Source organism: Chimaeribacter sp. YP20170169, assembly GCF_056739715.1.
In genome coordinates this window covers 926,332-953,172 of sequence record NZ_CP176824.1, presented here as the reverse complement: position 1 = coordinate 953,172, position 26,841 = coordinate 926,332, and the positions used below count along the sequence as shown (strand labels likewise).

Genomic DNA, 26,841 nt, shown 5'->3' with positions numbered 1-26,841 from the left:
TTGCCCGTTGCGCCGCTCTCCGGTAAAGTCGCGCCCCTTTATTGGCATGGGGAGAAGAGATGTTTATCGGTTTTGACTATGGCACCGCCAACTGTTCGGTGGCCGTGATGCGCGGCGGCAACGCGGAGTTGCTGACGCTGGAGGGCACCTCGCCCTACCTGCCCTCCATGCTGGCCGCGCCGACGCGCGAGGCAGTAAGTGAATGCTTACATCGCCATTGGCAAGTACCCACCGGCAGTGACGAGAATCAGCAGTTGCTGCGCCGTGCCGTCAGCTTCAACCGGGAAGAGGACATTTCGGTCAACAGTGACAGCGTGCTGTTTGGCCTGTCGGCGCTGGCGCACTATGCCGAAGACCCGGAAGAGGTCTACTTCGTCAAGTCGCCGAAATCCTTCCTCGGCGCCAACGGCCTGAAGCCGCAGCAGATCGCGCTGTTTGAGGATCTCGTGTGCGCCATGATGTTCCACATCAAGCGCCAGGCCGAGGGCGAGCTGCAACAGAGCATCACCCAGACGGTGATTGGCCGTCCGGTCAACTTCCAGGGCACCGGCGGCGACGAGGCCAACCAGCAGGCGCAGGGCATTTTGCAGCGCGCGGCTGAGCGTGCCGGCTTCCGCGACATCGCCTTCCAGTTCGAGCCGGTGGCGGCGGGGCTGGATTTTGAGGCGACCCTGCAAGAGGAAAAGACGGTGCTGGTGGTGGACATCGGCGGCGGTACGACCGACTGTTCGGTGCTGCTGATGGGGCCACAGTGGCACGGCCAGGCCGATCGCCAGCAGAGCCTGTTGGGGCATAGCGGCTGCCGCGTCGGCGGTAACGACCTCGACATCATGCTCGCTTTCCGCCAGCTGATGCCGCTATGCGGCATGGGCAGCCAGACCACCAAAGGGCTGGCGATCCCGGCACTGCCATTCTGGAACGCGGTCGCCACCAACGACGTGCCGGCACAGAGCGACTTCTATAGCGTCGCCAATGGCCGCCTGCTGCGTGATCTGATCCGTGATGCCGCCGATCCGGCCAGCGTGCAGCGCCTGCTGAAGGTCTACCAGCAGCGCCTGAGCTACCGGCTGGTGCGCGCCGCTGAAGAGAGCAAAATCGCCCTCTCCCACGAAACGGAGATCCGCACCGCACTGGGGTTCGTCGAGACCGCACTGGAGGAGCGCATCACTCAGCAGCAACTGGGCGAGGCGATCAGCCAGCCGCTGGCGCGCATTCAGGAGCAGGTGACCGAGGCGTTGCAGGGCAGCGCCGTGACGCCAGACGTGATCTACCTGACCGGCGGCAGCGCGCGTTCGCCACTGCTGCGCGCCGCGTTGCAGGCACAGTTGCCGGGCATCCCGCTGGTGGGTGGCAATGACTTCGGCTCCGTCACCGCCGGGCTGGCGCGCTGGGCCGAGGTGCTCTACCGCTAACGCAGAGGCCGGGCGGCGGCGGCCGCCCGGTGGCGCGTCAGTAGGCGCTGGCCTCGTTCAGGCGGGTGATGTCCTGCTCATCGAGCGTCAGCGTCGCGGCCTGCGCCAGATCGTCCAGCTGTGCCAGCGAGGTGGCGCTGACGATCGGCGCGGTGACGCTCGGGCGGGCAATCAGCCACGCCAGGGCGATCTGCGTCGGGCTGACGCGGTGTTTCTCCGCCAGTTCGTCCAGCGCCTGAAGGATCTGGTGGCCGCGCGGGTTGAGGTACTGCTTCACCACCCCCTCGCCACGCGCGCTCTTGCCCGCGTCCGCCGCGCTGCGGTACTTGCCGGAGAGGAAGCCGCTCGCCAGCGAGTAGTAACCAATCACCCCCAGCTGGTGCGCCTCGACCACCTGCTCCAGCCCCTGCTCATAGCCCGCACGGTCATAGAGGTTGTACTCGGGTTGCAGCGTCTCATAGCGCGCGATGCCCTGCGCCTCGCTCACCTTCAGCGCCTCCTCCAGCCGTGCCGCGCTGTAGTTGGATGCGCCGATGGCCCGCACCTTCCCCTCTTTAATCAGCGCGTCAAAGGTCGCCAGCGTCTCTGACAGCGGCGTGTCTTGGTCATCATCATGGGACTGGTAGAGATCGACATAGTCGGTTTGCAGGCGCGTCAGGGAGGCGTCAATCGCCTCGCGGATGTAGCGCGGCGACAGCCCCACCTTGCCCTCGCCCATCGATTTGCCCACCTTGGTCGCCAGCACGATCTGGTCGCGCTTGCCGCTCTTTTTCAGCCAGTGGCCGATGATGGTCTCCGACTCGCCGCCGTGGTTGCCCGGTGCCCAGTGGGAGTAGACATCCGCGGTGTCGATAAAGTTGAGCCGGTGGTCGAGCAGCGCATCCAGAATGCTGAATGAGGTGGCCTGATCGATGGTCCAGCCGAAAACATTGCCGCCAAAGGTCAACGGCGGTACGTGAATGCCAGAGCGGCCCAGTTCGCGTTGTTTCATCCTGATCTCCTTGGTTAATTGTTGCCCACAAAATTATTGCACAGCTAAGGAAAGCTGCCCGCTCAATATTTTCTGAGTTATCCCAGTGGGCGTCTTTGCGCAGCCTGCCCCGGTGCGGCGCTGACTTCATATTTACTTCATTTTTTCTGACGGGCGGAGTCGTTACACTGGTACTCTGCTCGCGCTATCACCTTGAAGTGTTCCACAGACCTGGTTCCCCCGGACGCGGTATAACGGAGAATATGTTCGTCCTATGAATGCATCCCTGAAACGATCTTCGCCGGCGCGCCGCCTGCTGGTTTGGCTGGCGCTGCTGCTGGCGGCTTTTGCTGTCTGGCACTTTTTCATTGCGTCCCCGCCCACCGAGGGGGAGGCCACTCAGGGGAACGCACGGCGCGGCGGCCGCCATGCCACCACACCGGCGCCGGTGCAGGCCGCGACGGCCAGCACCCGCAGCGTGCCGCACTATTTGACCGGCCTTGGCACCGTCACCGCCGCCAATACCGTGACCCTCAAGAGCCGCGTGGAGGGCGAACTGGTGGCGCTGCACTTCCAGGAGGGGCAACAGGTGCAGGCCGGTGATCTGCTGGCGGAGATTGACCCGCGCCCGTTCCAGGTGGCGTTGACGCAGGCGCAGGGGCAGCTGGCGAAGGATCAGGCGACGCTGGCCAATGCCCGGCAGAATCTGGCGCGCTACCAGCAGCTCGGCAACCGTAACCTGATCTCCCAACAGGAGCTGGACGCCCAGCAGTCGCTGGTGCGCGAGACCGAGGGGAGCCTGAAGGCCGATCAGGGGGCGGTCGCCAGCGCCCAACTCCAGCTGGCCTACAGCAAAATCACCGCGCCGATGGCTGGCCGCGTCGGGCTGCGACAGGTGGACGTCGGCAACTACATCACCGCTGGCAGCGACACCGGCATCGTGGTGCTGACCCAAACCCACCCGATTGACGTGGTGTTCACCCTGCCGGAGGACAACATCGCCACCCTGCTGCGGGCGCAGCGCAGCGGCCAGCCGGTGCCGGTCGAGGCGTGGGATCGCACCAACCGCGTCAAGCTGGCGGAGGGCGCGCTGCTCAGCCTCGACAACCAGATTGACGCCACGACTGGCACCATCAAAATCAAGGCGCGCTTCAGCAACCAGGATGACGCGCTGTTCCCCAACCAGTTTGTCAACGCGCGGGTGAAGGTGGACACGCAGCAGGACGCGGTGGTGGTGCCAGCCGCGGCGGTGCAGATGGGTGACAACAACCACTTTGTCTGGGTGCTGGAGGCGGGTAACCGCGTCAGTAAGCGGCTGGTGACCCCCGGCGTGGAGGCGGGGCAACAGGTGGTGATCGCCAGCGGCCTGGCCGCCGGGACGCGGGTGGTGACCGATGGCCTGGATCGCCTGAAAGAGGGGGCGCAGGTGGAGGTCGTGACCGGTGACACGCCAGCCGCCCCCGCCCAGCCACGCGCGGCACGGGCGGGGGCGCACTGATGCAGGCGATGACCCCGGACCACCGCGGCGGGCCATCACGCCAGTTTATCCTGCGCCCGGTCGCCACCACGCTGCTGATGGTGGCAATCCTGCTGGCTGGCATCATCGGCTACCGCGCGCTGCCGGTGGCGGCGCTGCCACAGGTGGACTACCCCACCATGCAGGTGGTGACGCTCTACCCCGGCGCTGGCCCGGACGTGATGACCTCGGCGGTCACCGCGCCGCTCGAGCACCAGTTCGGCCAGATGTCCGGCCTGAAAAGTATGTCCTCGCAGAGCGCCGGTGGCGCGTCGGTGGTGACGCTCCAGTTCCAGCTAACGCTGCCGCTGGATGTCGCCGAGCAGGAGGTACAGGCGGCGATCAACGCAGCCACCAGCCTGCTGCCGGATGACCTGCCGACGCCGCCGGTCTACAGCAAGGTCAACCCGGCCGACCCGCCGATCATGACGCTGGCGCTCACCTCCGACGCCCTGCCGATGACCGCGGTGGAGGATCTGGCGGAGACGCGCGTCGCGCAGAAGATGTCGCAGGTGGGCGGCGTCGGGCTGGTGACGCTGGCCGGCGGCCAGCGCCCGGCGGTACGCATTGAGATGGATTCGGCGGCGGTGGCGGCGCGCGGGCTGGACAGCGAGGTGATTCGCACCGCCATCAGCAACGCCAACGTCAACTCCGCCAAGGAAGCCTTGATGGCCCGATGCGCTCGGTGACGCTGGCGGCCAACGACCAGATGCGCTCGCCAGAGGATTACCGCCAGCTGATCGTCGCCTACCAGAACGGCGCGCCGGTGCGGCTCGGCGAGGTGGCGCGGGTGGAACAGGGGCGGAGAACAACCGGCTGGCCGCGTGGTCGGGACGGCAACCGGCGATTGTGCTCAACGTGCAGCGCCAGCCGGGGGCCAACGTGCTGACCACCGCCGACGGCATCCGCGCCCTGCTGCCAGCGTTGCAGGAGAGCCTGCCGGCGTCGGTGACGCTGACGCTGGTCAATGACCGCACCACCGCCATCCGCGCCTCGGTCAGCGACGTACAGACCGAGCTGCTGCTCTCCATCGCGCTGGTGGTGATGGTGATCTACCTGTTCCTGCGCAACCTGGCGGCCACCCTGATCCCAAGCATCGCGGTGCCGCTGTCGCTGGTCGGCACCTTCGCGGTGCTCTACTTCCTTGGCTTCTCGGTCAACAACCTGACATTGATGGCGCTGACCATCGCCACCGGTTTTGTGGTCGATGACGCCATCGTGGTGATTGAGAACATCTCCCGCTACATCGAGCAGGGCGACCCGCCGCTGACGGCGGCGCTGAAGGGCGCGGGCGAGATTGGCTTCACCATCATCTCGCTCACCTTCTCGCTGATTGCGGTGCTGATCCCGCTGTTGTTTATGGGCGACATCGTGGGGCGGCTGTTCCGCGAGTTCGCCGTTACCCTGGCGGTGGCGATTTTGATCTCGGCGGTGGTGTCGTTGACCCTGACGCCGATGATGTGCGCGCGGATGCTGAGCCACGCCGCGCTGCGCCAGCAAAACCGCTTCTCGCGCGCCAGCGAGCGCCTGTTTGAGCGGGTGATCGCTGGCTATGGCCGCCTGCTGACCCGCGTACTCGGCCACCCGTGGCTGACGCTCGGGGTGGCGGTCAGCACCCTGCTGTTGACCGCCCTGCTCTACCTGCTGATCCCCAAGGGCTTTTTCCCGGTGCAGGACAACGGCCTGATCCAGGGCACGCTAGAGGCCCCGCAGGCGGTCTCCTTTAGCAACATGGCCGAGCGCCAGCAGCAGGTGGCGGCCCGGCTGCTGCGTGACCCGGCGGTGGCCGGGCTGACCTCTTTTGTCGGCGTCGATGGCGCAAACGCCACCCTCAACACCGGGCGGATGCAGATCACCCTCAAGCCGCTGGCGGAGCGCAGTGACCGGGTGGCGGAGATCATCCCGCGCCTGCAACAGGCGGTGGCGGATATGCCGGGGGTACGCCTCTACCTGCAACCGGTGCAGGATCTGACCATCGACACGCAACTGACCCGCACCCAGTACCAGTTCACCCTCCAGGCGATGTCGGCGGAGGCGCTGGCCGAGTGGCTGCCGCCGCTGATGGAGCGACTGCGCCAGTCGCCGGCGTTGCAGGATGTGAGCAGCGATTGGCAGGATCGCGGGCCGGTGACCTATGTCAACGTTGACCGCGACAGCGCCAGCCGCCTCGGCATCTCGATGGCGGACATCGATAACGCGCTCTACAACGCCTTTGGCCAGCGGCTGGTCTCCACCATCTATACCCAGGCCAACCAGTACCGGGTGGTGCTGGGGCAGGACACCCGCGACACGCCGGGGCTGGCGGCCCTTGATCGGGTGTGGCTCAATGGCAGTGACGGCAACCGCGTGCCGCTCAACAGCATCGCCCGCATTGAGCAGCGCTTCGGCCTGCTCTCGGTCAACCACCTTGACCAACTGCCAGCCGCCACCGTCTCCTTCAACGTCACGCCCGGCTATGCGCTGGGCGATGCGGTGCAGGCGGTGACCGAGGCCGAGCAGGCGCTGGCGCTGCCGGCGGATATCACCACCCGCTTCCAGGGGGCGACGCTGGCCTTCCAGGCGGCACTTGGCAGTACGCTGTGGCTGATTCTGGCGGCGGTGGTCGCCATGTATATCGTGCTCGGCGTGCTGTATGAGAGCTTCATCCACCCCATCACCATCCTTTCGACACTGCCGACCGCTGGCGTCGGCGCGCTGCTGGCGCTGATGCTGGCTGGCAGCGCGCTGGACGTGATCGCCATCATCGGCATCATCCTGCTGATTGGCATCGTCAAGAAGAACGCCATCATGATGATCGACTTCGCGCTGGCGGCGGAGCGTGAACAGGGCATGACACCCTATGAGGCCATCTATCAGGCCTGTTTGCTGCGCTTCCGGCCGATCCTGATGACCACGCTGGCGGCGCTGCTCGGCGCGCTGCCACTGATGCTGGCCAGCGGCGTCGGGGCGGAGTTGCGCCGCCCGCTTGGCATCTGCATGGTGGGCGGGCTGCTGGTGAGCCAGGTGCTGACGCTGTTCACCACGCCGGTCATCTACCTGCTGTTTGACCGTCTGGCGCGCCGCCTGCGCCCGCTGCCACCGGAGCCGAACGCCAAGTGAACCTCTTCGCCCTGTTTATCCAGCGCCCGGTCGCCACCACGCTGCTGAGCGCCGCCATCGTGCTGGCCGGGCTGCTCGGCTTTGTGCGCCTGCCGGTCGCGCCGCTGCCGGAGGTGGACTACCCGGTGATCCAGGTGAGCGCCTCCCTGCCGGGCGCGTCGCCGGAGACGATGGCCGCCTCGGTTGCCACCCCGCTGGAGCGGGCGCTGGGGCGCATCGCCGGCGTCAACGAGATGACCTCGCGCAGCAACCTCGGCAACACCACCATCGTGCTGCAATTTGACCTTGGCCGGGACATCAACGGCGCGGCGCGCGACGTGCAGGCGGCGCTGAACGCCGCCCAGAGCCTGCTGCCAAGCGGGATGCCCAACCGCCCCACTTACCGCAAGGCCAATCCCTCGGACGCGCCGATCATGATTCTGGCGCTCACCTCCGACACCTACAGTCCGGTGCAGCTCTATGATCTCGCCAGCACCCAACTGGCGCAGAAGATCGCCCAGCTCGAGGGGGTCGGCGACGTCACCCTCGGCGGCAGTTCGCTGCCGGCGGTGCGGGTGACGCTCAACCCCACCGCGCTGTTTAACCAAGGGGTATCGCTGGACGAGGTGCGTCAGGCGATTGCCGGGGCCAACGTGCGCCGCCCGCAGGGGCGCTGGAGTCCAGCGAACAGCGCTGGCAGCTGGAGGCCAATGATGGCCTGACGCAAGCGCGTGACTACCGGCCGCTGGTGGTGCACTACCACAATGGCGCGGCGGTACGCCTACAGGATGTGGCGCAGGTGCGCGACGGCGCGCAGAACGAGCGCACCGCCGGGCTGGCGAAGGCCAAGCCAGCGGTGCTGATTCTGGTGCGCCGCGCGCCGGACGCCAACATCATCGCCACCGTCGATCGCGTGCGTGCCACGCTGCCTGCGCTGCGGCAGGCGCTGCCAGCCACGGTCGATCTGGCGGTGGCGCAGGATCGCTCGCCCACCATCCGCGCCTCGCTGCATGAGGTGGAGCGCTCGCTGTCGCTGGCGGTGGCGCTGGTGATTCTGGTGGTGTTCCTGTTCCTGCGCTCTGGCCGCGCCACGCTGATCCCCGCCGTGGCGGTGCCGGTGTCGCTGGTCGGCACCTTCGCCGCCATGTATCTGTGCGGCTTTAGCCTTAACAATTTGTCATTGATGGCGCTGACCATCGCCACCGGCTTTGTGGTGGATGACGCCATCGTGGTGCTGGAGAACATCACCCGCCACATTGAGTCGGGCATGAAGCCGCTGGCCGCCGCCTTGCAGGGCACGCGAGAGGTGGGCTTTACCGTGCTGTCGATGAGCGTGTCGCTGGTGGCGGTATTCATTCCGCTGCTGCTGATGGAGGGGCTGCCGGGGCGGCTGTTCCATGAGTTTGCCGTCACGCTGTCGGTGGCGATTGGCCTGTCGCTGCTCATCTCGCTGACCCTGACGCCGATGATGTGCGCACGCATCCTGCGGGCGCAGCCGGGCTGGCCAGCGGCTCCCGCCACGCCGGGTCGGCTGGAGCGCGCGCTGCTGGCGCTCCAGCAACTCTATGGCCGCTCGCTGAACCGGGTGCTCAACCATGCGCGGCTGGTGGGGCTGCTGCTGCTCGGCACCCTCGGCCTGACGGTGTGGCTCTACCTCTCCATCCCGAAAAGCTTCTTCCCGGAGCAGGACACCGGCCGGCTACTGGGCTACATCCAGGCTGACCAGAGCATCTCGTTCCAGGGGATGCAGCGCAAGCTCACGGCGTTCAGCGCGATTGTCAGCGCCGACCCGGCGGTGGAGAACGTCACCGGCTTTACCGGCACCCGCGTCAACGTCGGCTCGATGTACATCTCCCTCAAGCCGCTCAGTGAGCGCCATGAGAGCGCCCGCCAGGTGGTGGATCGCCTGCGCGTCAAGCTGGCGAAGGAGCCGGGCGCCAACCTGTTTTTGGTGCCGGTGCAGGATGTGCGCGTCGGCGCGCGCGAGTCGAATGCCGGTTACCAGTTCTCGCTGCTGGCCGATGACCTTAGCGCGCTGCGCCTCTGGGCACCGAAGGTCAAGGAGGCCTTCACCCGGCTGCCACAGCTGGTGGATGTTAGCTCGGATCAAGAGGATGGCGGCGCGGAACTGGGGCTGATCTATGACCGCGACACGCTGGCGCGGCTGGGCGTCAGCGTCTCTGATGCCAACGCGCTGCTGAACAACGCCTTCGGCCAGCGGCAGATCTCCACCATCTACCAGCCGCTGAACCAGTATAAGGTGGTGATGGAGGTGGACCCGGCCAACCGGCAGGACGCCAGCGCGCTGGCGAAAATGTTCGTCACCAACAGCGCCGGGCAGCCGGTGCCGCTGGCCTACTTCGCCCGCTGGCAACCGGCCAACACGCCACTGGCGGTCAACCACCAAGGGCTGGCGGCGGCCGCCACGATCTCCTTTAATTTGGCGGACGGTGCCAGCCTCTCTGACGCCACCGCCGCCGTCGCCCGCGCCATGACGCAGATTGGCGTGCCGCCGACGGTGCGCGGCCAGTTCGCTGGCACCGCGCAGGTGTTTCAGGAGACGCAGCGCTCGCAGGTGCTGTTGATTCTGGCGGCCATCGCCACGATCTATATTGTATTGGGCGTGCTGTATGAGAGTTACGTGCACCCGCTGACCATCCTCTCCACCCTGCCCTCGGCCGGGCTGGGGGCGCTGCTGGCGCTGGAGGCGTTCGACGCCCCCTTCAGTCTGGTGGCGCTGGTGGGGGTGCTGCTGCTGATGGGGATCGTGAAGAAGAACGCCATCATGATGGTCGACTTTGCGCTCGACGCCCAGCGGCGCGGCCAGCTGACGGCGCGCGAGGCGATCTTTCAGGCCTGCCTGTTGCGCTTTCGCCCCATCATGATGACGACGTTGGCGGCGCTGTTTGGCGCGCTGCCGCTGGTGCTGACGCAGGGCGATGGCGCGGAGCTGCGCCAGCCGCTGGGGATCACCATCGTCGGCGGCCTGCTGGTGAGCCAGCTGTTGACGCTCTACACCACGCCGGTGGTCTACCTGTTCTTTGACCGCCTGCGCCAGCGCGCCGATCATCGCCGCGCGCCGCTGCCGCTCGAACCCTAACCCGGCGGGCCACGCGCCCGCCCTTTACCGGAGGAGATCTCTCACCCCTATGCCCACCCTTCCCGCTGCCGTGCGCTGGCAACTCTGGATTGTTGCCTTTGGTTTTTTCATGCAATCGCTGGACACCACGATTGTGATCACCGCCCTGCCCTCAATGGCGGCCAGTCTGGGTGAAAGCCCGCTGCACATGCATACGGTGATTGTCGCCTATGTGATGACGGTGGCGGTGATGCTGCCGGCCAGCGGCTGGCTGGCGGATCGCATTGGCGTCAAGTGGGTGTTCTTCGCCGCCATCGTGCTGTTCACCCTTGGTTCGCTGTTCTGCGCGCTCTCCGACACCCTCAACCAGCTGGTGCTGGCGCGGGTGTTGCAGGGCATTGGCGGGGCGATGATGGTGCCGGTTGGCCGGCTGACGGTGCTGAAGATTGTGCCGCGCGAGCAGTATATGGCGGCGATGACCTTCGTCACCCTGCCGGGACAGGTTGGCCCGCTGCTGGGGCCGGCGCTGGGCGGCTTTCTGGTGGAGTACGCCAGCTGGCACTGGATCTTCCTGATTAACCTGCCGGTCGGCATCGCTGGCGCGGTGGCGACGCTGAAGCTGATGCCGAACCACACGCTGAAGACCCGCCGCTTTGACGTGCGTGGGTTCCTGCTGCTGGCGGTGGCGATGGCGACCCTGACGCTGGCGCTCGACGGCCAGCGCGCGCTGGGGCTGACCGCCGGTGACCTCGGCTGGCTGGTGTTCGCGGGCGCGGCGGCGTTGCTCGCCTACTGGCAGTATGCGCACCTCAATCCGGCGGCGCTGTTCCCGATGCGGCTGTTCCGCACCCCCACCTACCGCATCGGCCTGACCGGCAGCCTGCTCGGGCGCATCGGCAGTGGGATGCTGCCGTTCCTGACGCCGGTATTCCTGCAAGTGGGGCTGGGCTTCTCGCCGTTCCACGCCGGGCTGATGATGATCCCGATGGTGCTGGGCAGCATGGGGATGAAACGGATCGTGGTGCGGGTGGTCAACTACTTCGGCTACCGCCGGGCGCTGGTCGTCTCCACGCTGCTGCTGGCGCTGGTCAGCCTCGGCGTGCCGCTGGTGGCCTACCTCGGCTGGCTGTGGGCGATCCCGGTGGTGCTCTTCTTCCAGGGGATGGTCAACTCGCTGCGCTTCTCCAGCATGAATACCCTGACGCTGAAAGACCTGCCGAACCGGCTGGCGAGCAGCGGCAACAGCCTGCTGTCGATGGTGATGCAGCTGTCAATGAGCCTCGGGGTCAGCGTGGCGGGCATCCTGCTCGGCCTATTTATGCAGGAGGGCACGGCGACCACCGCCAGCGCCGCCCAGCCCGCCTTTATCGGCACCTACCTTAGCCTGGCGGTGATCATCGCCCTGCCGGCGCTAATCTTTAACCGCGTCCCGGACGCCGCCGCGCCGCAGCCGGCGGGTCACGGCGAGAAACGCGCACGCACCACGAGGCACTCATGAGAATTGGCATCACCGGCAAGCTGTTCCTCGCCATTTTCGCCACCTGTATGCTGGTGTTGATCACCATGCACTGGGGCGTCAGGATGAGCTTTGAGCACGGCTTTATCGACTATATCCGCCACGGTAACGAGCAGCGCATCGAGATGATTGGCGACGCGCTGGAGGATCAGTACCAGGAGCACGGCAGCTGGGCCTTCCTGCGCAAGGACAACAAGATCATCTACCAGCTGCTGCACACCTTCGAGACCAATGATGACAACCCGCGCCTGCCGCCGCACGGCTGGCGTACCCAGTTCTGGGTGCTGGATGAGCAAAACCGCCCGTTGGTGGGGCCGCGCGTGCCGGTGCCGCCAGAGGGGACGCACCGGCCCATTGTGGTCAATGGCACGCGGGTCGGCACGCTGGTCTCCTCGCCGGTGGAGCGCCTGACGCGTAACACCGACATCAGCTTTGATCGCCAGCAGCGCCGCACCAGCTGGATGATCGTCGCCCTCTCCGCCCTGCTGGCCGCCGCCGCCACCTGGCTGCTCTCGCGTGGGATGCTGGCACCGGTCAAGCGGCTGGTGAGCGCCACCCACCGGCTGGCGGCTGGGGATTTCGCCACCCGCGTCGAGGTGGACAGCCAGGATGAGTTGGGCAAGCTGGCGCAAGACTTCAACCAGCTGGCGACCACGCTCGAGAAGAATGAGCAGATGCGCCGCGCCTTTATGGCCGACATCTCCCACGAGCTACGCACCCCGCTGGCGGTGCTGCGCGGTGAGATGGAGGCGATGCAGGATGGCGTGCGCCGCCTCAGCCCGGAGGCGCTGCTCTCCTTGCAGGCGGAGGTGGCGACCCTCACCAAGCTGGTGGATGACCTGCACCAACTCTCCCTCTCGGACGCCGGCGCGCTGGCCTATCGCAAGGAGCGCATCGACGTCATCCACCTAGTGCAGCTGGCGGAGGCGGCGTTCCGTGAGCGCTTCCACGGCAAACAGCTGACCATCAGCAGTGAACTGCCGCCACAGGCGCTGATTTTCGGCGATCCGGATCGCCTGACGCAGCTGTTCAACAATTTGCTGGAGAACAGCCTGCGCTACACCGATGCCGGTGGCAAGCTGTTGATTCATGGCAAGAAACAGGATAAACAGCTGTTGCTATACTTTGAGGACAGCGCGCCCGGCCTGAGCGATGAGCAACTGGGGCGCATCTTTGAGCGCTTCTACCGCACCGAAGGCTCGCGCAACCGCGCCAGCGGCGGCTCCGGGCTGGGGCTGGCCATCTGCCAAAATATCGTCGAGGCGCACGGCGGTGCCATCGGCGCTGAACACTCGCCACTGGGGGGCATCCGCCTCTTGGTGCGCCTGCCACTACTCACCCCCGCGTAAGGATTCCCATGGAGACACACAGCGAGATGCCGCTGCAAATCATGATTGTTGAAGATGAGCCGAAACTCGGCCAACTGCTGGTGGACTATCTGGAGGCGGCGGGCTACCGCACCCGCTGGCTGACCGACGGCAACGCGGTGGTGGCGGCGGTGCAGGCGGAGATGCCCGCGATGATCCTGCTCGACCTGATGCTGCCGGGCACCGATGGCCTGACGATCTGCCGCGAGATCCGCCGCTTCTCTGAGGTGCCAATCATGATGGTGACCGCCAAGATTGAGGAGATCGACCGCCTGCTGGGGCTGGAGATTGGCGCGGATGACTACATCTGCAAGCCCTACAGCCCGCGCGAGGTGGTGGCCCGGGTGAAGACCATCCTGCGCCGCTGCCTGCAACGCCACGAGGCCCCGCCAGAGGCCTATGCGCTGCGTATTGATGAGGCGCGCTTTCAGGCCAGCTACCTTGGCGTGACGCTGGATCTGACGCCAGCGGAGTTCCGCCTGCTAAAGACGCTGGCGATGCAGCCTGGCCACGTCTTCTCACGCGAGCAGCTGCTCAACCACCTCTATGATGACTACCGGGTGGTCACTGACCGCACCATCGACAGCCACATCAAGAATCTCCGGCGCAAGCTGGAGGCGATCGATGGCGAAAAACCCTTTATCCGCGCCGTCTACGGCGTCGGTTACCGCTGGGAGGCGGACGCCTGTCACCTGGAGTAGCTTATGCACAGGGTGGCTATTTATATGCAGCAACCGGCTATTCACGCCGGTTGCAGGCAAAATTCGAACAGGATCACAACTTTTCACATTGCGCGTTGCTGATGCTTTTTTCGCCCTTCCTCTGCCTTTTTGTCTTGAGTACATTCTCTCGGAGCATTCCTAACCAGAGGAGATTTCGACCATGGCAATCGGGCATTTTGAGATTAAAAAAGCCAGAAACGGACGCTATCACTTTGAGTTGAAGGCCAGCAACGGGGAGATTATCCTCACCAGTGAGCTGTATGCCACCAAAGCCTCGGCGGAGAATGGCATCAGTTCGGTGCAGCACAACGCCCCGGAAGAGACCCAGTACGAAATAAAACAGAGCAGCAGCAACCAGCCCTACTTTGTGCTGAAAGCCCGCAACTATCAGGTGATCGGCATCAGCGAGCTTTATAGCTCGGTTAGCGCGGCGCGCCATGGCATCCTGGCTGTCACGCGACATGGCACCAGCACCGACATTCGCGATTTGACCCACTGACCCCCTTCTGCACGCGGCCTGCCCGCGTGCAGCATTGCACCCGGCGGCGCATCGGCCTACAATCCCTGACCTTAATTATCGTGCGGGTATTACACCCGCGGCGGCACCATGCCCGCCCTGACCTGTCATCAGAATGAGCCAAACCATGTCCAACACCTTTACCCCGGAGCTGCTCTCCCCCGCCGGCACCCTGAAAAACATGCGCTACGCCTTCGCCTATGGCGCGGATGCCGTCTACGCTGGCCAGCCGCGCTACAGCCTGCGCGTGCGCAACAATGAGTTCACCCACGAGAACCTGGCGCTCGGCATCCGCGAGGCCCACGCGCTGGGCAAAAAATTCTACGTGGTGGTGAACATCGCCCCGCACAACGCCAAGCTGAAAACCTTCCTGCGCGATCTGCAACCGGTAGTAGAGATGCAACCGGACGCGTTGATCATGTCCGATCCCGGCCTGATCATGCTGGTGCGTGAGGCGTTCCCGCAGATGCCGATCCACCTGTCGGTGCAGGCCAACGCGGTGAACTGGGCGACGGTGAAGTTCTGGCAGCAGATGGGGCTGTCGCGGGTGATCCTGTCGCGCGAGCTGGCGCTGGAGGAGATCGCCGAGATCCGCCAGCAGGTGCCGGGCATGGAGCTGGAGGTGTTTGTCCACGGCGCGCTCTGCATGGCCTACTCCGGCCGTTGCCTGCTCTCCGGCTACATCAACAAGCGCGACCCGAACCAAGGCACCTGCACCAACGCCTGCCGCTGGGAGTACCGGGTGCAGGAGGGGCAGGAGGATCAGGTGGGCAACATCGTCCACCAGCACACGCCGATCCCGGTCGCGCAGGTGGAGCCGACGCTGGGCATCGGCGCGCCCACTGACCGGGTGTTCATGCTGGCGGAGGCGCATCGGCCGGACGAGCCGATGCCGGCCTTTGAGGATGAGCACGGCACCTACATCATGAACTCCAAGGATCTGCGCGCCATCCAGCATGTCGAGCAGCTGACGCGCCTCGGCGTGCACTCGCTGAAGATTGAGGGGCGCACCAAATCCTTCTACTACTGCGCGCGCACCGCCCAGGTCTACCGCCAGGCGATCGATGACGCCGCCGCTGGCAAGCCCTTCGACCCGACGCTGCTGACCACGCTGGAGGGGCTGGCGCACCGTGGCTACACCGAGGGCTTCCTGCGCCGCCATGTGCATGAGGAGAAGCAGAACTATGACTACGGCCACTCAATGTCTGAGCGTCAGCTGTTTGTCGGCGAGCTGACCGGCGAACGGCGCGACGGCTGGGCGGAGGTGCGGGTGAAAAACCGTTTCCTGCGCGGTGACAGCGTGGAGTTGATGACGCCCGCTGGCAACGTGCACTTCACGCTTTCAGCGATGCGTAACGCGCGCGGCGAGGAGTTGGAGGTGGCACCGGGCGACGGCCACACTGTCTACCTGCCGCTGCCGGAGACGCTGGATACCCGTTTCGCCTTGCTGCTGCGTAATTTGCCCGAAAGTCAGGAAGCGTAAAAAAATAGCCCTGGAAATTGTGAGATTTTTTCATCATTTTTAGAATCGGATCACATCAATATTATTTTTTGGTGCGTACTATCTGGGGCGAAAATTACCAATCAAAAATAGCGTTTATGTTCTTCAGGAACCACCTCCTTAGCCGGCCCAATCTCCCTTGGGCCGGCTTTTTCTTTCTTATCAATCATATAATTAAAAACCATTTATTAGCTAAATAATGGATTGGTTATTTCAATTTTTGTAAATAATGGCAAAACCATTCCCTTTCATTGCCTGCTGGCGTTTATTATTTCAACGTGCTTGTCGGTCAAGGGAAATAAGCGGCCTGATTTCTCGCCCTTTTTATCTGCCCTGCCTTTTTTTGCCGCTGCGCTAAGATTTATCTGCATTGCCTGCGGCCGCCTGTTGCCAGTACCGGCATCGGGGCGTTTTGGTTTATCTTATACTCAATGTTGGGCGACCCTGCCCGCTGTACGCTTATTGCCGGGAGTTTGCAATGTCTGAATCATCAGTCCATGTACTGATCCTGAATGGAAAAGGGGCGGGAAATGAGGATCTCCGCCAGGCGGTCACGGCCCTGCGTCAGGATGGTGTGACCCTGCACGTGCGTGTCACCTGGGAGCACGGCGATGCCGGGCGTTACGTCGAGGAGGCGGTTGCCCTGCGCGCCGCGACGGTGATTGCTGGCGGCGGCGACGGCACCATTAACGAGGTGGCCACCGCGCTCTGTCTGGCCCCCGACGACCAGCGGCCAGCGCTCGGCATCGTGCCGCTCGGCACCGCCAATGACTTCGCCACCGCCTGCAATATCCCTGACAATCTGGAGCTGGCGCTGCAATTGGCGATCAAGGGCCACGCCTACCCCATCGATCTGGCGCGGGTGAACCGTGAACGCTACTTCATCAATATGGCGACCGGCGGCTTCGGCACCCGCATCACCACCGAGACGCCGGAGCGGCTGAAGTCGGCGCTCGGCGGCGTCTCCTACCTGCTGCACGGCCTGATGCGCATGGATACGCTGAAAGCGGATCGTTGCGCCATCACTGGCCCGGACTTCCAGTGGGAGGGCGACGCGCTGGTGATTGGCATCGGCAACGGCAAGCAGGCCGGCGGTGGGCAGGCGCTCTGCCCGGAGGCGCTGATCAATGACGGCCTGCTGCAGCTGCGGCTGTTCACCTCCGAGGAGCTGGTGCCGGCGTTCCTGCGCAGCATCGTCAGCGGTGAGGAGAACCCGAATGTGATCTCCGCGGCGCTGCCGTGGCTGGAGATCCAGGCCCCGAATGAGATGACCTTCAACCTGGATGGCGAGCCGCTGAGCGATACCCACTTCCGTATCGAGCTGCTGCCGGCGGCCCTGAGCTGCCGCCTGCCGCCCAACTGCACCCTGCTGGGGTAAGCCGCCGCCGGCCCGCCGGGCCGCCGTCGTTAACCGCGCCGCTCACTCATGCTACACTGGCGGCCATCGTCTTTTGGTGAGCTGCCCTGCCCTATGCCTTCAGAACTGTTACATAATGTCCCGGTCAACCAGCAGATCTACCGTCTGCTGCGCCGGGAGATCGTTGACTGCACCATTGCCCCCGGCACCCTGCTGTCGGAGAAGGAGATCTCGCTGCGCTTTAGCGTGTCACGCCAGCCGGTGCGGGAGGCCTTTATCAAGCTGGCCGAGGCCGGGTTGGTGCAGATCCTGCCGCAGCGCGGCACCTTTGTGATGAAAATCTCCGCCAAGCAGGTGGCAGACGCGCGTTTCATTCGTCAGGCGCTGGAGTGCGCCGTGGTGCGCCGCGCCGCCGCGATGGTGACCGATGAGCAGATCCGGCAGCTGGAGCACAACCTGGAGCGGCAGAAGCTGGCCGCCGCCAGCCAGCAGACGCGCGAGTTTTTGGCGCTGGATGACCAGTTCCACCAGCTGCTGACGCGCATCGCCGACTGTGAGCTGGCGTGGGAGACCATCGAGTCGATCAAGGCGACGATGGATCGGGTGCGCTTCCTGAGCCTGAGCGAAGTATCGCCGCCGGAGAGCCTGCTGGCCCAGCACCAGCAGATCGCCGACGCCCTGAAGGCACGCGACGCCGACCGCGCCGAGGCCGCCATCCGTTTACACCTCCAGGAGTTGATCTACTCCATCACGCCGATTGCCGAGCAGAACAGCGACTGGTTCGAGGCGAGCTGACACCCTGCCCGGTGCCAGCCGCCGGGCGTAAAATCTAACCCCGATCACAGTTTATCTGGCCGCCATCGCCCAGGATAAGGCCCTTTTTAGCCGACAGGAACCGTTGCAATGTCATACCCCTCCCCCCACCCGTTGCTGGATTTTGCCCGTGAGACGTTGGAGATAGAGCTGGCCGAGGCGCAGCGCCTGCTGGCGCGGCTGGATGGCCAGTTCGTTCAAGCCTGTGAACTGCTGCTCGCCTGCCGCGGCAAGGCGGTGGTCTCCGGCATCGGCAAGTCCGGCCACATTGGCAAGAAGATCGCCGCCTCGCTCGCCAGCACCGGCACGCCGGCCTTTTTCGTCCACCCGGCGGAGGCGCTGCATGGCGATCTCGGCATGATTGGCGCGGAGGACGTGATGATCTTTATCTCCTACTCCGGCCGCGCCAAGGAGCTGGATCTGATCCTGCCGCTGCTGGCCGAGAGCCGCATCCCGGTGATTGCCATCACCGGCGGGTTGGCCTCGCCGCTGGCGCAACAGGCGGCGTGCGTGCTGGACATCAGCGTGGAGCGCGAGGCCTGCCCAATGGGGCTGGCCCCCACCTCCAGCGCGGTCAATACCCTGATGATGGGCGACGCGCTGGCGATGGCCCTGATGCGCCAGCGTGGTTTCGGCGCGGAGGATTTCGCCCGCTCCCACCCCGGCGGCAGTCTGGGCGCGCGCCTGCTCAACCGGGTGCACCACCTGATGCGTACCGACGAGCGGATTCCGCAGGTGAGCGAAGGGGCGACGGTGATGGATGCGATGCTGGAGCTGAGCCGCACCGGGCTGGGGCTGGTGGCGGTGTGTGACGCCGCGCACCGGGTGCTGGGGGTATTTACCGATGGCGATTTGCGCCGCTGGCTGGTGGCCGGCCATGCGCTTCAGGATCCGCTGTGGCCAGCGGTCACCCGTCCCGGCTTCCTGCTGCCGGCGCAGTGGCGCGCCGGCGAGGCGCTGGAGGCGCTGCACGCCAACCACCTGAGCGCTGCCCCGGTGGTGGACGTCAATGGCACGCTGGTGGGCGCGCTGAACCTGCATGACCTGCATCAGGCCGGCATCGGCTGACGCCGACCTTTTCCAATCAGGCCGCGCTTACCACCAGTGGTGGAAGTGATGCACTGGGCCGATGCCGCTGCCCACCTCGAGGCTATCGGCCTGCTCCAGCGCCCGTTGCAGGTAGGCTTTTGCCAGCGGGACGGTATCCACCCAGCCGGTATGGCGCGGGCGCAACGCCGCCAACGCCGCCGACAGGGTGCAGCCGGTGCCGTGGGTATGGCGCGTCGCCACCCGCGGCGCGCTGAAGCGCCACTCGCCGTCACGGCTGAACAGCCAGTCCGGGCTATCCTGCTCGCTCAGGTGGCCACCCTTCATCAGCACCGCCTGACAGCCCAGTTCCAGCAACCCGCGCCCCTGCTGGCGCATCTCCTCCTCATTGCGTGCCTGATCGCAGGCCAGCAGCGCCGCCGCCTCCGGCAGGTTCGGCGTGATTAACGAGACCTGCGGCAACAGGCAGCGGCGGATCGCCTCCACCGCCTCCGGGGCTAGCAAGGGATCACCGCTCTTCGCCAGCATCACCGTATCCAGCACCACGTGCGGCACCCGGTAGTGCGCCAGCCGCTCCGCCACCGTCTCTACGACGTCACTGTTGGCCAGCATACCGATTTTCGCGCTGTCGATGCGCACGTCGCTGAGCACCGAGTCGAGCTGCGCCGCCACAAAATCGGGTTCGATGCGGTAGACCGACTGCACGCCGTGGGTGTTCTGCGCCACCAGTGCGGTGATGACGCTAGTGCCATAGGCTCCCAGCGCGGAGAAGGCTTTCAGGTCAGCCTGGATGCCCGCGCCGCCGCTCGGGTCGGTGCCAGCGATGGTCAGGGCGTTAATGCGGGTCATGGGCGCGCCTCCCCAACCTGTTGCCACAGCGCATCCAGCAGGTGCGGCAGCAGCGTGCCCGGCCCAGCGGCCTGCGCGGCCGCGCGCTCCCCGGCGCGCGCCATCAGCGCACAGGCGGCCGCGACATGATCCAGCCGCCGCCCCTCCAGCGCAGTAAAGCCCGCCACCAGCGCCGACAGCGCACAGCCGGTGCCCACCACCCGCGTCAGCAGCGCATCGCCCCCGCCACCGCCCACGTCTGGCGGCCATCGGTGATGTAATCCACCGCGCCGGTTACCGCCACGATCGCACCGCACTGCTGCGCCAGCGCCTGCGCCGCCGGTAGCGCCCGCAGCGAGTCGTCGCCGCTGTCCACGCCGCGCCCCAGCGCCGGTTGGCCCGCCAGTGCCAGTACCTCCGAGGCATTGGCGCGGATCGCCGCTGGGCGCAGGTCAAGCAGCCGACGGGCAAAGTCTGTGCGGTAGGTGAGCGCGCCGACCGCCACCGGATCGAGCGTCCAGGGCGTACTGGCAGCGTTGGCGCTGTCGATAGCCGCCAACATGCTCTCCGCGCGGGCGTGGTTCAACGTACCGAGGTTGATCAGCAGCGCATCGGCCAGCGCGCTGAACTGCGCCGCCTCCTGTGGCTCCACCACCATCGCGGGCGACGCGCCGACGGCCAGCAACATATTGGCGGTAACGGACTGCACCACCTCATTGGTCAGGCAGTGCACCAGCGGTGCACGGTGCGACAGCACGCGCCACGAGGCATCAGCAAGATCGGCGGGCAGCGCCGGCAGGGTGGGATCGGTAGGGGACAGCATGGGCATTCTCCTTACCGGCGTGAAAGAAGGGGGTGCCGGCAAGGCATCCTGACTTCCCTACGCTGGCATTATCCAGTTCAGGTAATACGGGTATTTCTCAGCCTTCACCAGGAAGGGCACCCCGAGTCATTGGTCGCTGTTATACAGCGCATCCAGCATAAGCAACCCGCCGATAAGTTGCAAATAACTTCGGGGGCTTATGATTAGTATAATTATATTTTGCGTTATTTTTAATCTGAAAAACGTTGATTCAAGTCATGACAAATTTCACACGGAAAGAATATTTTTTACCCTTTCTGATATTAAGGGATAAATTAATGCGTGGTGAAATAACGTATCAAGGTGAAATAGTCGGGCCTGAATTAGCGCAGCAGCTGCTATCTTATAATACCCATAACCGGATGCTCTCCGAATCGCATATTGAGACACTGGCAGATTTAATGAAGCGCGGGCTATGGAAAAGGAATGCCCAACCGGTTCAATTTATTGGCACACCTGATAACCCTATTCGCTGTATTGATGGGCAGCATCGTCTCCATGCAATTGTCAAAGCTGGCGTAGACGTCTATATGACGTTGGCCTTCAATGTGCCAGAAGAGTCTGCTGACACCATTGATAATGGCAAGCGCCGTACACATGGCGATCACATCTTTTTCCGCGTACCGGGCATTAAACCTGGGCCGGCGAAAGAGATTGGCGTCATTGTGCCTACCCTTATCCTTTACGAACGCCCCACCATTGTGCAGTGGAGCCAGAGCGGCCAAATGGCCATGAAAGGTGCCTCTTCAGCAGAGGTGGTCAATTATGTACAGAAGCACAAAGAGGAGTTATTGGCCGCCTACGAGTGGGTGGATAAACACTGTTTCCCTACCCGTAAATCACTCCGTTCCCGTTCAGAGATGATGCTTATTCGGGTATTAACCCGACGGGTGGATCCCGCAGCCTCAGACAGCTTCTGCTCTCAAATCTATGGGGGCGTCAATTTGCAGCCTGAGACTATCGAGAAGGTCATATATTCATGGCTGCTTGATATGATGATGAAAGAGGAAGAGAAACATGCAACACCACATATACGCTACACTATGGCTAAGGCGTGGAATAAAATCCGATTCGGTAATAATAAGAATCTTAAATTACGACACCTGATCTATAAAGAGGGCGAGCCTGCCCAACGATTCAAATGAGCCTATCGCCTTCCCTAAAGAGAGAAGGCATTTACCTATTTTCTTTCCCCTATAAAAGCGCCCGGCGGGCGCTTAGGGTTTGGCTTTTTTCTTCTTCCCTTTGTCAGGGGTTTTGATGGTCTCGGTGACGGTGGTTTTTGGCCGCCGCTTGGCCTCTTCCGGATCAACGAACTGGCCGGTCTCGGTGTCACGCACTACTTTACGCTCGTCCATAATGTCCTCACTGTGCAGGATGGTAAGCTAAGGCTATTGCCCTGCCCCCTTCCCCGCAAGCCCGCGCGGCTCACAACGTGTGATTTATCTATTTATAATCAATAAATTATCTGCATTTATCCACTTAGCTTATCAGGCGGGCGCATGAAGGTGCCGGCGGCGTGTACTAAGCTGAAGATAGCCCCAAGGCTTTGGTTCACGCTATACAAGGAGTTTTGATGATCATTCGCCCCTATCAGGAGGCAGACCGCCCCTTCCTACGCACCCTCTATCTCGCGGCCCGCAAGCAGGCCTGGCCCTGGCTGGAGAGCCGCGACTGGCGACTGGAGGATTTTGACCGGGCGGTGCTGGGCGAGACCGTGCTGGTGGCGGAGCACGAGGGGCGTCCGGTGGGGTTTGCCTCACTGTTTGAGGCCGAGAACTTCCTGCATAACTTGTTCGTCGCCCCAGAGGCACAGGGGCAAGGAGCCGGGCTGGCGCTGCTCCAGGCGGCGCAGGAGACTTTTACCAGTACGGGCGCGCTGAAGTGTCTGGTGCGCAACACTGACGCGTTGGCGTTCTATTGTCGGCATGGCTGGCATAAGGTGAGCCGTGGTACGGCACCGAATGGGGAGTATTTTCTGCTGCACTACCCTGTGACGCGCTAAAAGCGCAAGCGGGGTCAGGACGTGATACGGCAGGTTTTCCGGGAGGATGGCCTGACTCGAAAAACCTGCCGCATCGTGGGTTGCTGAATAATCCTCTGGGGAGCGACTGGCCGGTCACGGCTGGTGCCTAAAAACTCCCCCTTAAGCAGGGTCCCTTGCGGTGTCTGGCATAGTGTCAGGCGATGGCCTGTCCTATGTAATAAAACGCTTTCCTGGTATACGTTATCTTTTTTAGGGTTAATAAAACTATCCAATCCTCAACCTGATATATGACGTATTATCGGCTCCGGCGCCCGCTGTACGGGGTGTGACTCTTCGCTGGAGATGCTAATGATATTGCCACAGTGCACACAGTACTGAACCTTAATGATGGTGTTGCCACTCTGGCTATCCTTAATGCTTTTTACCTGGGTTTGATAATCCTCGCCACTTGCCAGACACTCAGGACAGACTTCATTGCTGTCTTCATCATTTGAATTTTCGTTCACATTCCCTCCACATTTTGTTAGCAAATACTAACAAGCCTAGCAGCGATTACAGATGATGTGAAACCCCTAAACCGGGCTGCAACCCCCGCCGTGCCTGATTTTTAGGCGATTCAGCCGGTTATCCTACCGACTTCAGATTATTCGGATTTTGCTTTCACCAATTTGGGCAAAGTGAGCAAGCGGTTTAAGTGAGAGCGCAACAAAACGACATCCGATGACACGATCTGCTCAAAGTCCGTCTCTGCCGAAACAATTGCTTGGTTAATTGTTTGCGAGACATTTTCCGCCAGCACCCGGTCCACTGTCAGGATCAAGGCAGCCAACACCAGCGATTGTGCCTCGACCTGCGCCGTCAAATCTTTGGTTTCCACCTCGATTTTTGACATTTTGATCAGGACATCTGCAACCAGATTTTTCATCGTCACCTCACAATGGCTTATTAATTGACCCTAGCACCCTCCCCGCCCGGCCGGGCGCGTTCTGTCCATCCATGAGACATAGTTTGAGATTTGATGTGTTTGGTGAGGGGTCAGATGAGAGGCGTGAGAAGTTGTGAGCAGTGGGCATAAAAAACCCCTGCCTGGGCAGGGGTTTTGGAGGGGTGGTCAGGCGGGGGTTATTCCCACTCAATCGTTGCCGGTGGTTTGCCGGAGATGTCGTAGACCACGCGGGAGATGCCGTTGACTTCGTTGATGATGCGGTTGGAGACGCGGCCGAGGAAGTCGTACGGCAGGTGCGCCCAGTGCGCGGTCATGAAGTCGATGGTCTCGACCGCACGCAGGGAGACAACCCAGTCATATTTGCGGCCATCGCCCATTACGCCGACGGAGCGCACCGGCAGGAACACCGTGAAGGCCTGGCTGACCTTGTTGTAGAGGTCGGCTTTGTGCAGCTCTTCGATGAAGATGGCGTCCGCGCGGCGCAGCAGGTCGCAGTACTCCTTCTTCACTTCACCCAGCACGCGCACGCCGAGGCCTGGGCCTGGGAACGGGTGGCGGTAGAGCATGTCGTACGGCAGGCCCAGCTCCAGGCCGATCTTGCGCACTTCGTCCTTGAACAGCTCTTTCAGCGGCTCGACCAGACCCAGCTTCATCTCTTTCGGCAGGCCGCCAACGTTGTGGTGCGACTTGATGACGTGCGCCTTGCCAGTGGCAGAGGCGGCAGACTCAATCACATCCGGGTAGATGGTGCCCTGCGCCAGCCACTTGAACTCTTCGTGCTTGCTCGCCTCTTCGTCGAACACCTCAACGAACACGCGGCCGATGGTCTTGCGCTTGGCTTCTGGGTCGTTAATGCCTGCCAGCGCCGACAGGAAGCGATCTTCGGCCGGTACGTGCACGATGTTCAGGCCGAAGTGGTCGCCGAACATCTCCAGCACCTGATCCGCTTCGTTCAGGCGCAGCAGGCCGTTGTCAACGAAGACGCAGGTCAGGCGGTCGCCGATGGCGCGGTGCAGCAGCAGCGCGGTCACGGAGGAGTCCACGCCGCCGGAGAGGCCCAGAATCACCTGATCGTCGCCGATCTGCTGCTTCAGGCGTTCCACCGTATCCTCGATGATCGAGGCTGGCGTCCAGAGGGCCTCACAGCCGCAGATGTCCAGCACGAAACGCTCCAGCATACGCTGGCCCTGACGGGTGTGGGTCACTTCCGGGTGGAACTGTACGCCGTAGAAACGCTTCTCCTCGTTCGCCATGATGGCAAACGGGCAGGTGTCGGTGCTGGCAACGGTAACGAAGTCAGACGGGATGGCGGTGACTTTGTCGCCGTGGCTCATCCAGACGTCCAGCAGCGGCTGGCCGGTCGGGCTGAGGGAGTCCTGGATGTCACGGATCAACTCGCTCTGTGCCTGAATCTCCACCTGCGCGTAGCCGAACTCGCGCTCGTTGGAGCCTTCTACGTGGCCGCCGAGTTGCATCGCCATGGTCTGCATGCCATAGCAGACGCCGAACACCGGCACGCCAGCGTTGAAAACGTACTCTGGCGCGCGCGGGCTGTTCTCTGCCGTGGTGCTCTCCGGGCTGCCGGAGAGGATGATGCCGCTTGGGTTGAAGTCGCGGATCTGCGCTTCAGTGACGTCCCATGCCCACAGTTCACAATAGACGCCGATCTCACGGACGCGGCGCGCAACCAACTGGGTGTACTGAGAACCAAAATCCAGGATCAGGATACGATGCTTATGGATATTTTTTGACATGTGAGACGAATTCCAAACAAGAAAAAGAAAATAGCAGGCGGTGGCCCCAGGCCGCCGCCGTGATCATCAGCCCATGCGGTAGTTCGGTGACTCTTTGGTGATGGTCACATCGTGCACGTGGCTCTCCTGGATGCCGGCGCCGCTGATGCGGACAAACTCGGCCTTGGTGCGCAGCGCCTCAATGGTCGGGCAACCGGTCAGGCCCATGCAGGAGCGCAGGCCGCCCATCTGCTGGTGGACAATCGCCTTCAGCATCCCTTTGTAGGCCACGCGGCCTTCGATCCCTTCTGGCACCAGCTTGTCAGCGGCGTTGTCGGTCTGGAAGTAGCGGTCGGAGGAGCCTTTGGACATCGCGCCCAGCGAGCCCATGCCGCGGTAGGATTTGAAGGAGCGGCCCTGATAGAGTTCGATCTCGCCAGGGGACTCTTCGGTGCCGGCCAGCATCGAGCCGACCATCACGCAGGAGGCGCCCGCGGCCAGTGCTTTTGCGATGTCACCGGAGAAGCGGATGCCGCCGTCGGCAATCACCGGGATGCCGGTGCCTTCCAGCGCTTCCACTGCGTCCGCGATGGCGGTGATCTGCGGCACGCCCACGCCGGTCACGATGCGGGTGGTACAGATGGAGCCGGGGCCGATGCCCACTTTCACGGCGCTGACGCCCGCTTCCACCAGCGCTTTCGCGCCCGCGGCGGTGGCGACGTTGCCGCCCACGATCTGCAGGTCAGGGTATTTGGCGCGGGTGTCGCGGATGCGTTGCAGCACGCCTTCGGAGTGGCCGTGGGAGGAGTCAATCAGCAGCACGTCAACGCCTGCGGCGACCAGCGCGTCAACGCGCGCTTCGTTGCCCGGGCCTGCGCCCACGGCGGCACCCACGCGCAGACGCCCATGCTCGTCTTTACAGGCGTTGGGCTTGCGCTCCGCTTTCTGGAAATCTTTTACGGTGATCATGCCGAGCAGGTGGAAGCTGTCATCCACCACCAGCGCTTTCTCAACGCGCTTCTCGTGCATCTTTTGCAGTACCACGTCGCGGGCCTCGCCCTCTTGCACCGTCACCAGACGCGCTTTCGGCGTCATCACGGCGGTCACCGGCTGGTCGAGGTCGGTCACGAAGCGCACGTCACGGCCAGTGATGATGCCCACCAGCTCGTTCTCTTCGGTCACTACCGGGTAGCCAGCGAAACCGTTGCGCGCAGTCAGCTCTTTCACCTGACGCAGGGTGGTGGACGGGGTCACGGTCTGCGGGTCAGCAACCACGCCGCTCTCGTGCTTCTTCACCCGGCGGACTTCTTCAGCCTGGCGCTCGATCGGCATGTTCTTGTGGATGAACCCCAGACCGCCTTCCTGCGCAAGGGCGATGGCCAGACCGGACTCGGTCACGGTGTCCATGGCGGCAGAGAGCATGGGGATGTTCAGGCGGATTTTCGCCGTCAGTTGGGTGCTGAGATCGGCCGTGTTCGGCAGAACGGTGGAGTGAGCGGGAACGAGCAGAACGTCATCAAACGTCAGGGCTTCTTTTACGATACGTAGCATGGGCAATATCTCACCAGGGTGGGCTGCGAAAGGGATAAA

The 26,841-nt window shown here is 63.5% G+C and carries 18 protein-coding genes, 3 pseudogenes and 1 riboswitch; of the genes and pseudogenes, 14 read left to right on the top strand and 7 right to left on the bottom strand.

From position 1 onward, the window contains the following. The first annotated feature begins 59 nt into the window (after window positions 1-59). A complete protein-coding gene (yegD, locus tag ACK3SD_RS04355; protein ID WP_481126888.1) occupies window positions 60-1,412 on the top strand; it encodes a molecular chaperone in 1,353 nt (450 codons plus the stop codon). A 37-nt stretch (window positions 1,413-1,449) separates the two neighbouring features. On the opposite strand, the gene ACK3SD_RS04350 is transcribed toward yegD, so the two are convergent. Further along, window positions 1,450-2,403, bottom strand: a complete 954-nt coding sequence (locus ACK3SD_RS04350) for an aldo/keto reductase (protein ID WP_481126887.1) — start codon at window positions 2,401-2,403, stop codon at window positions 1,450-1,452. Window positions 2,404-2,656: 253 nt separating this feature from the next. Here ACK3SD_RS04350 and ACK3SD_RS04345 point away from each other — a divergent pair, with 253 nt between their 5' ends. The 11 genes and pseudogenes from ACK3SD_RS04345 (at window position 2,657) to gutQ (ending at window position 18,916) form a co-directional block, all read left to right on the top strand. Then, the gene (locus ACK3SD_RS04345) at window positions 2,657-3,880 is read left to right on the top strand and encodes an MdtA/MuxA family multidrug efflux RND transporter periplasmic adaptor subunit (RefSeq protein WP_481126886.1); all 1,224 of its coding nucleotides are present in this window, start codon (window positions 2,657-2,659) and stop codon (window positions 3,878-3,880) included. Continuing rightward, window positions 3,880-6,997: pseudogene (locus ACK3SD_RS04340) on the top strand (MdtB/MuxB family multidrug efflux RND transporter permease subunit). Before ACK3SD_RS04345 ends, ACK3SD_RS04340 begins: the two are co-directional and overlap by 1 nt. Continuing rightward, window positions 6,994-10,076 (top strand): annotated as a pseudogene (gene mdtC / locus ACK3SD_RS04335) (multidrug efflux RND transporter permease subunit MdtC). Before ACK3SD_RS04340 ends, mdtC begins: the two co-directional pseudogenes overlap by 4 nt. A gap of 49 nt (window positions 10,077-10,125) precedes the next feature. Beyond that, the gene (mdtD, locus tag ACK3SD_RS04330) at window positions 10,126-11,553 is read left to right on the top strand and encodes a multidrug transporter subunit MdtD (RefSeq protein ID WP_481126885.1); all 1,428 of its coding nucleotides are present in this window, start codon (window positions 10,126-10,128) and stop codon (window positions 11,551-11,553) included. Next, window positions 11,550-12,920: an envelope stress sensor histidine kinase BaeS gene (gene baeS, locus ACK3SD_RS04325; RefSeq protein ID WP_481126884.1), complete on the top strand. Its 1,371-nt coding sequence runs from the start codon at window positions 11,550-11,552 to the stop codon at window positions 12,918-12,920. Before mdtD ends, baeS begins: the two co-directional genes overlap by 4 nt. Before the next feature lie 8 nt (window positions 12,921-12,928). After that, window positions 12,929-13,639 (top strand): envelope stress response regulator BaeR, encoded by a 711-nt coding sequence (baeR, locus tag ACK3SD_RS04320; protein ID WP_481126883.1) that lies wholly within the window; start codon window positions 12,929-12,931, stop codon window positions 13,637-13,639. 181 nt (window positions 13,640-13,820) lie between these two features. Next, window positions 13,821-14,159 carry a YegP family protein gene (locus tag ACK3SD_RS04315; protein WP_481126882.1) on the top strand — a complete coding sequence of 113 codons (339 nt, stop codon included), beginning with the start codon at window positions 13,821-13,823 and terminating at the stop codon, window positions 14,157-14,159. Window positions 14,160-14,304: 145 nt separating this feature from the next. Beyond that, entirely contained in the window at window positions 14,305-15,660 is a 1,356-nt protein-coding gene (gene trhP, locus ACK3SD_RS04310; protein WP_481126881.1) for a prephenate-dependent tRNA uridine(34) hydroxylase TrhP, read from the top strand. Window positions 15,661-16,156: 496 nt separating this feature from the next. Next, window positions 16,157-17,056 carry a lipid kinase YegS gene (yegS, locus tag ACK3SD_RS04305; RefSeq protein ID WP_481126880.1) on the top strand — a complete coding sequence of 300 codons (900 nt, stop codon included), beginning with the start codon at window positions 16,157-16,159 and terminating at the stop codon, window positions 17,054-17,056. Window positions 17,057-17,149: 93 nt separating this feature from the next. Continuing rightward, window positions 17,150-17,830, top strand: coding sequence for a GntR family transcriptional regulator (locus tag ACK3SD_RS04300; RefSeq protein WP_481126879.1), 681 nt, complete (start codon window positions 17,150-17,152; stop codon window positions 17,828-17,830). Window positions 17,831-17,938: 108 nt separating this feature from the next. After that, a complete protein-coding gene (gene gutQ, locus ACK3SD_RS04295) occupies window positions 17,939-18,916 on the top strand; it encodes an arabinose-5-phosphate isomerase GutQ (RefSeq protein WP_481126878.1) in 978 nt (325 codons plus the stop codon). A 27-nt stretch (window positions 18,917-18,943) separates the two neighbouring features. Here gutQ and thiD read toward each other — a convergent pair whose 3' ends face one another. Both thiD and thiM read right to left on the bottom strand, forming a co-directional pair. Then, window positions 18,944-19,744 (bottom strand): bifunctional hydroxymethylpyrimidine kinase/phosphomethylpyrimidine kinase, encoded by an 801-nt coding sequence (thiD, locus tag ACK3SD_RS04290; protein ID WP_481126877.1) that lies wholly within the window; start codon window positions 19,742-19,744, stop codon window positions 18,944-18,946. Continuing rightward, window positions 19,741-20,546, bottom strand: a pseudogene (gene thiM, locus ACK3SD_RS04285) (hydroxyethylthiazole kinase). The gene thiD and the pseudogene thiM overlap by 4 nt, the downstream one beginning before the upstream one ends. Before the next feature lie 37 nt (window positions 20,547-20,583). Beyond that, a riboswitch (TPP riboswitch) is annotated at window positions 20,584-20,680 on the bottom strand. 183 nt (window positions 20,681-20,863) lie between these two features. On the opposite strand from thiM, the gene ACK3SD_RS04280 reads away from it, so the two are divergent. Further along, complete coding sequence (locus ACK3SD_RS04280; protein ID WP_481126876.1) at window positions 20,864-21,730, top strand: hypothetical protein; 867 nt, start codon at window positions 20,864-20,866, stop codon at window positions 21,728-21,730. 72 nt (window positions 21,731-21,802) lie between these two features. Here the strand turns inward: ACK3SD_RS04280 and ACK3SD_RS04275 are convergent, their stop codons facing one another. Then, window positions 21,803-21,943, bottom strand: coding sequence for a hypothetical protein (locus ACK3SD_RS04275; RefSeq protein ID WP_168195802.1), 141 nt, complete (start codon window positions 21,941-21,943; stop codon window positions 21,803-21,805). A 218-nt stretch (window positions 21,944-22,161) separates the two neighbouring features. On the opposite strand from ACK3SD_RS04275, the gene ACK3SD_RS04270 reads away from it, so the two are divergent. Continuing rightward, entirely contained in the window at window positions 22,162-22,590 is a 429-nt protein-coding gene (locus ACK3SD_RS04270; RefSeq protein WP_481126875.1) for a GNAT family N-acetyltransferase, read from the top strand. Between the two features lie 625 nt (window positions 22,591-23,215). Here ACK3SD_RS04270 and iraP read toward each other — a convergent pair. The 3 genes from iraP to guaB all read right to left on the bottom strand — a co-directional run bounded on the left by iraP (window position 23,216) and on the right by guaB (window position 26,802). Then, window positions 23,216-23,497: an anti-adapter protein IraP gene (gene iraP, locus ACK3SD_RS04265; protein ID WP_481126874.1), complete on the bottom strand. Its 282-nt coding sequence runs from the start codon at window positions 23,495-23,497 to the stop codon at window positions 23,216-23,218. Between the two features lie 197 nt (window positions 23,498-23,694). Further along, window positions 23,695-25,272: a glutamine-hydrolyzing GMP synthase gene (guaA, locus tag ACK3SD_RS04260; protein WP_481126873.1), complete on the bottom strand. Its 1,578-nt coding sequence runs from the start codon at window positions 25,270-25,272 to the stop codon at window positions 23,695-23,697. A 66-nt stretch (window positions 25,273-25,338) separates the two neighbouring features. Beyond that, window positions 25,339-26,802 (bottom strand): IMP dehydrogenase, encoded by a 1,464-nt coding sequence (gene guaB / locus ACK3SD_RS04255; RefSeq protein ID WP_481126872.1) that lies wholly within the window; start codon window positions 26,800-26,802, stop codon window positions 25,339-25,341. Window positions 26,803-26,841: the final 39 nt, after the last annotated feature.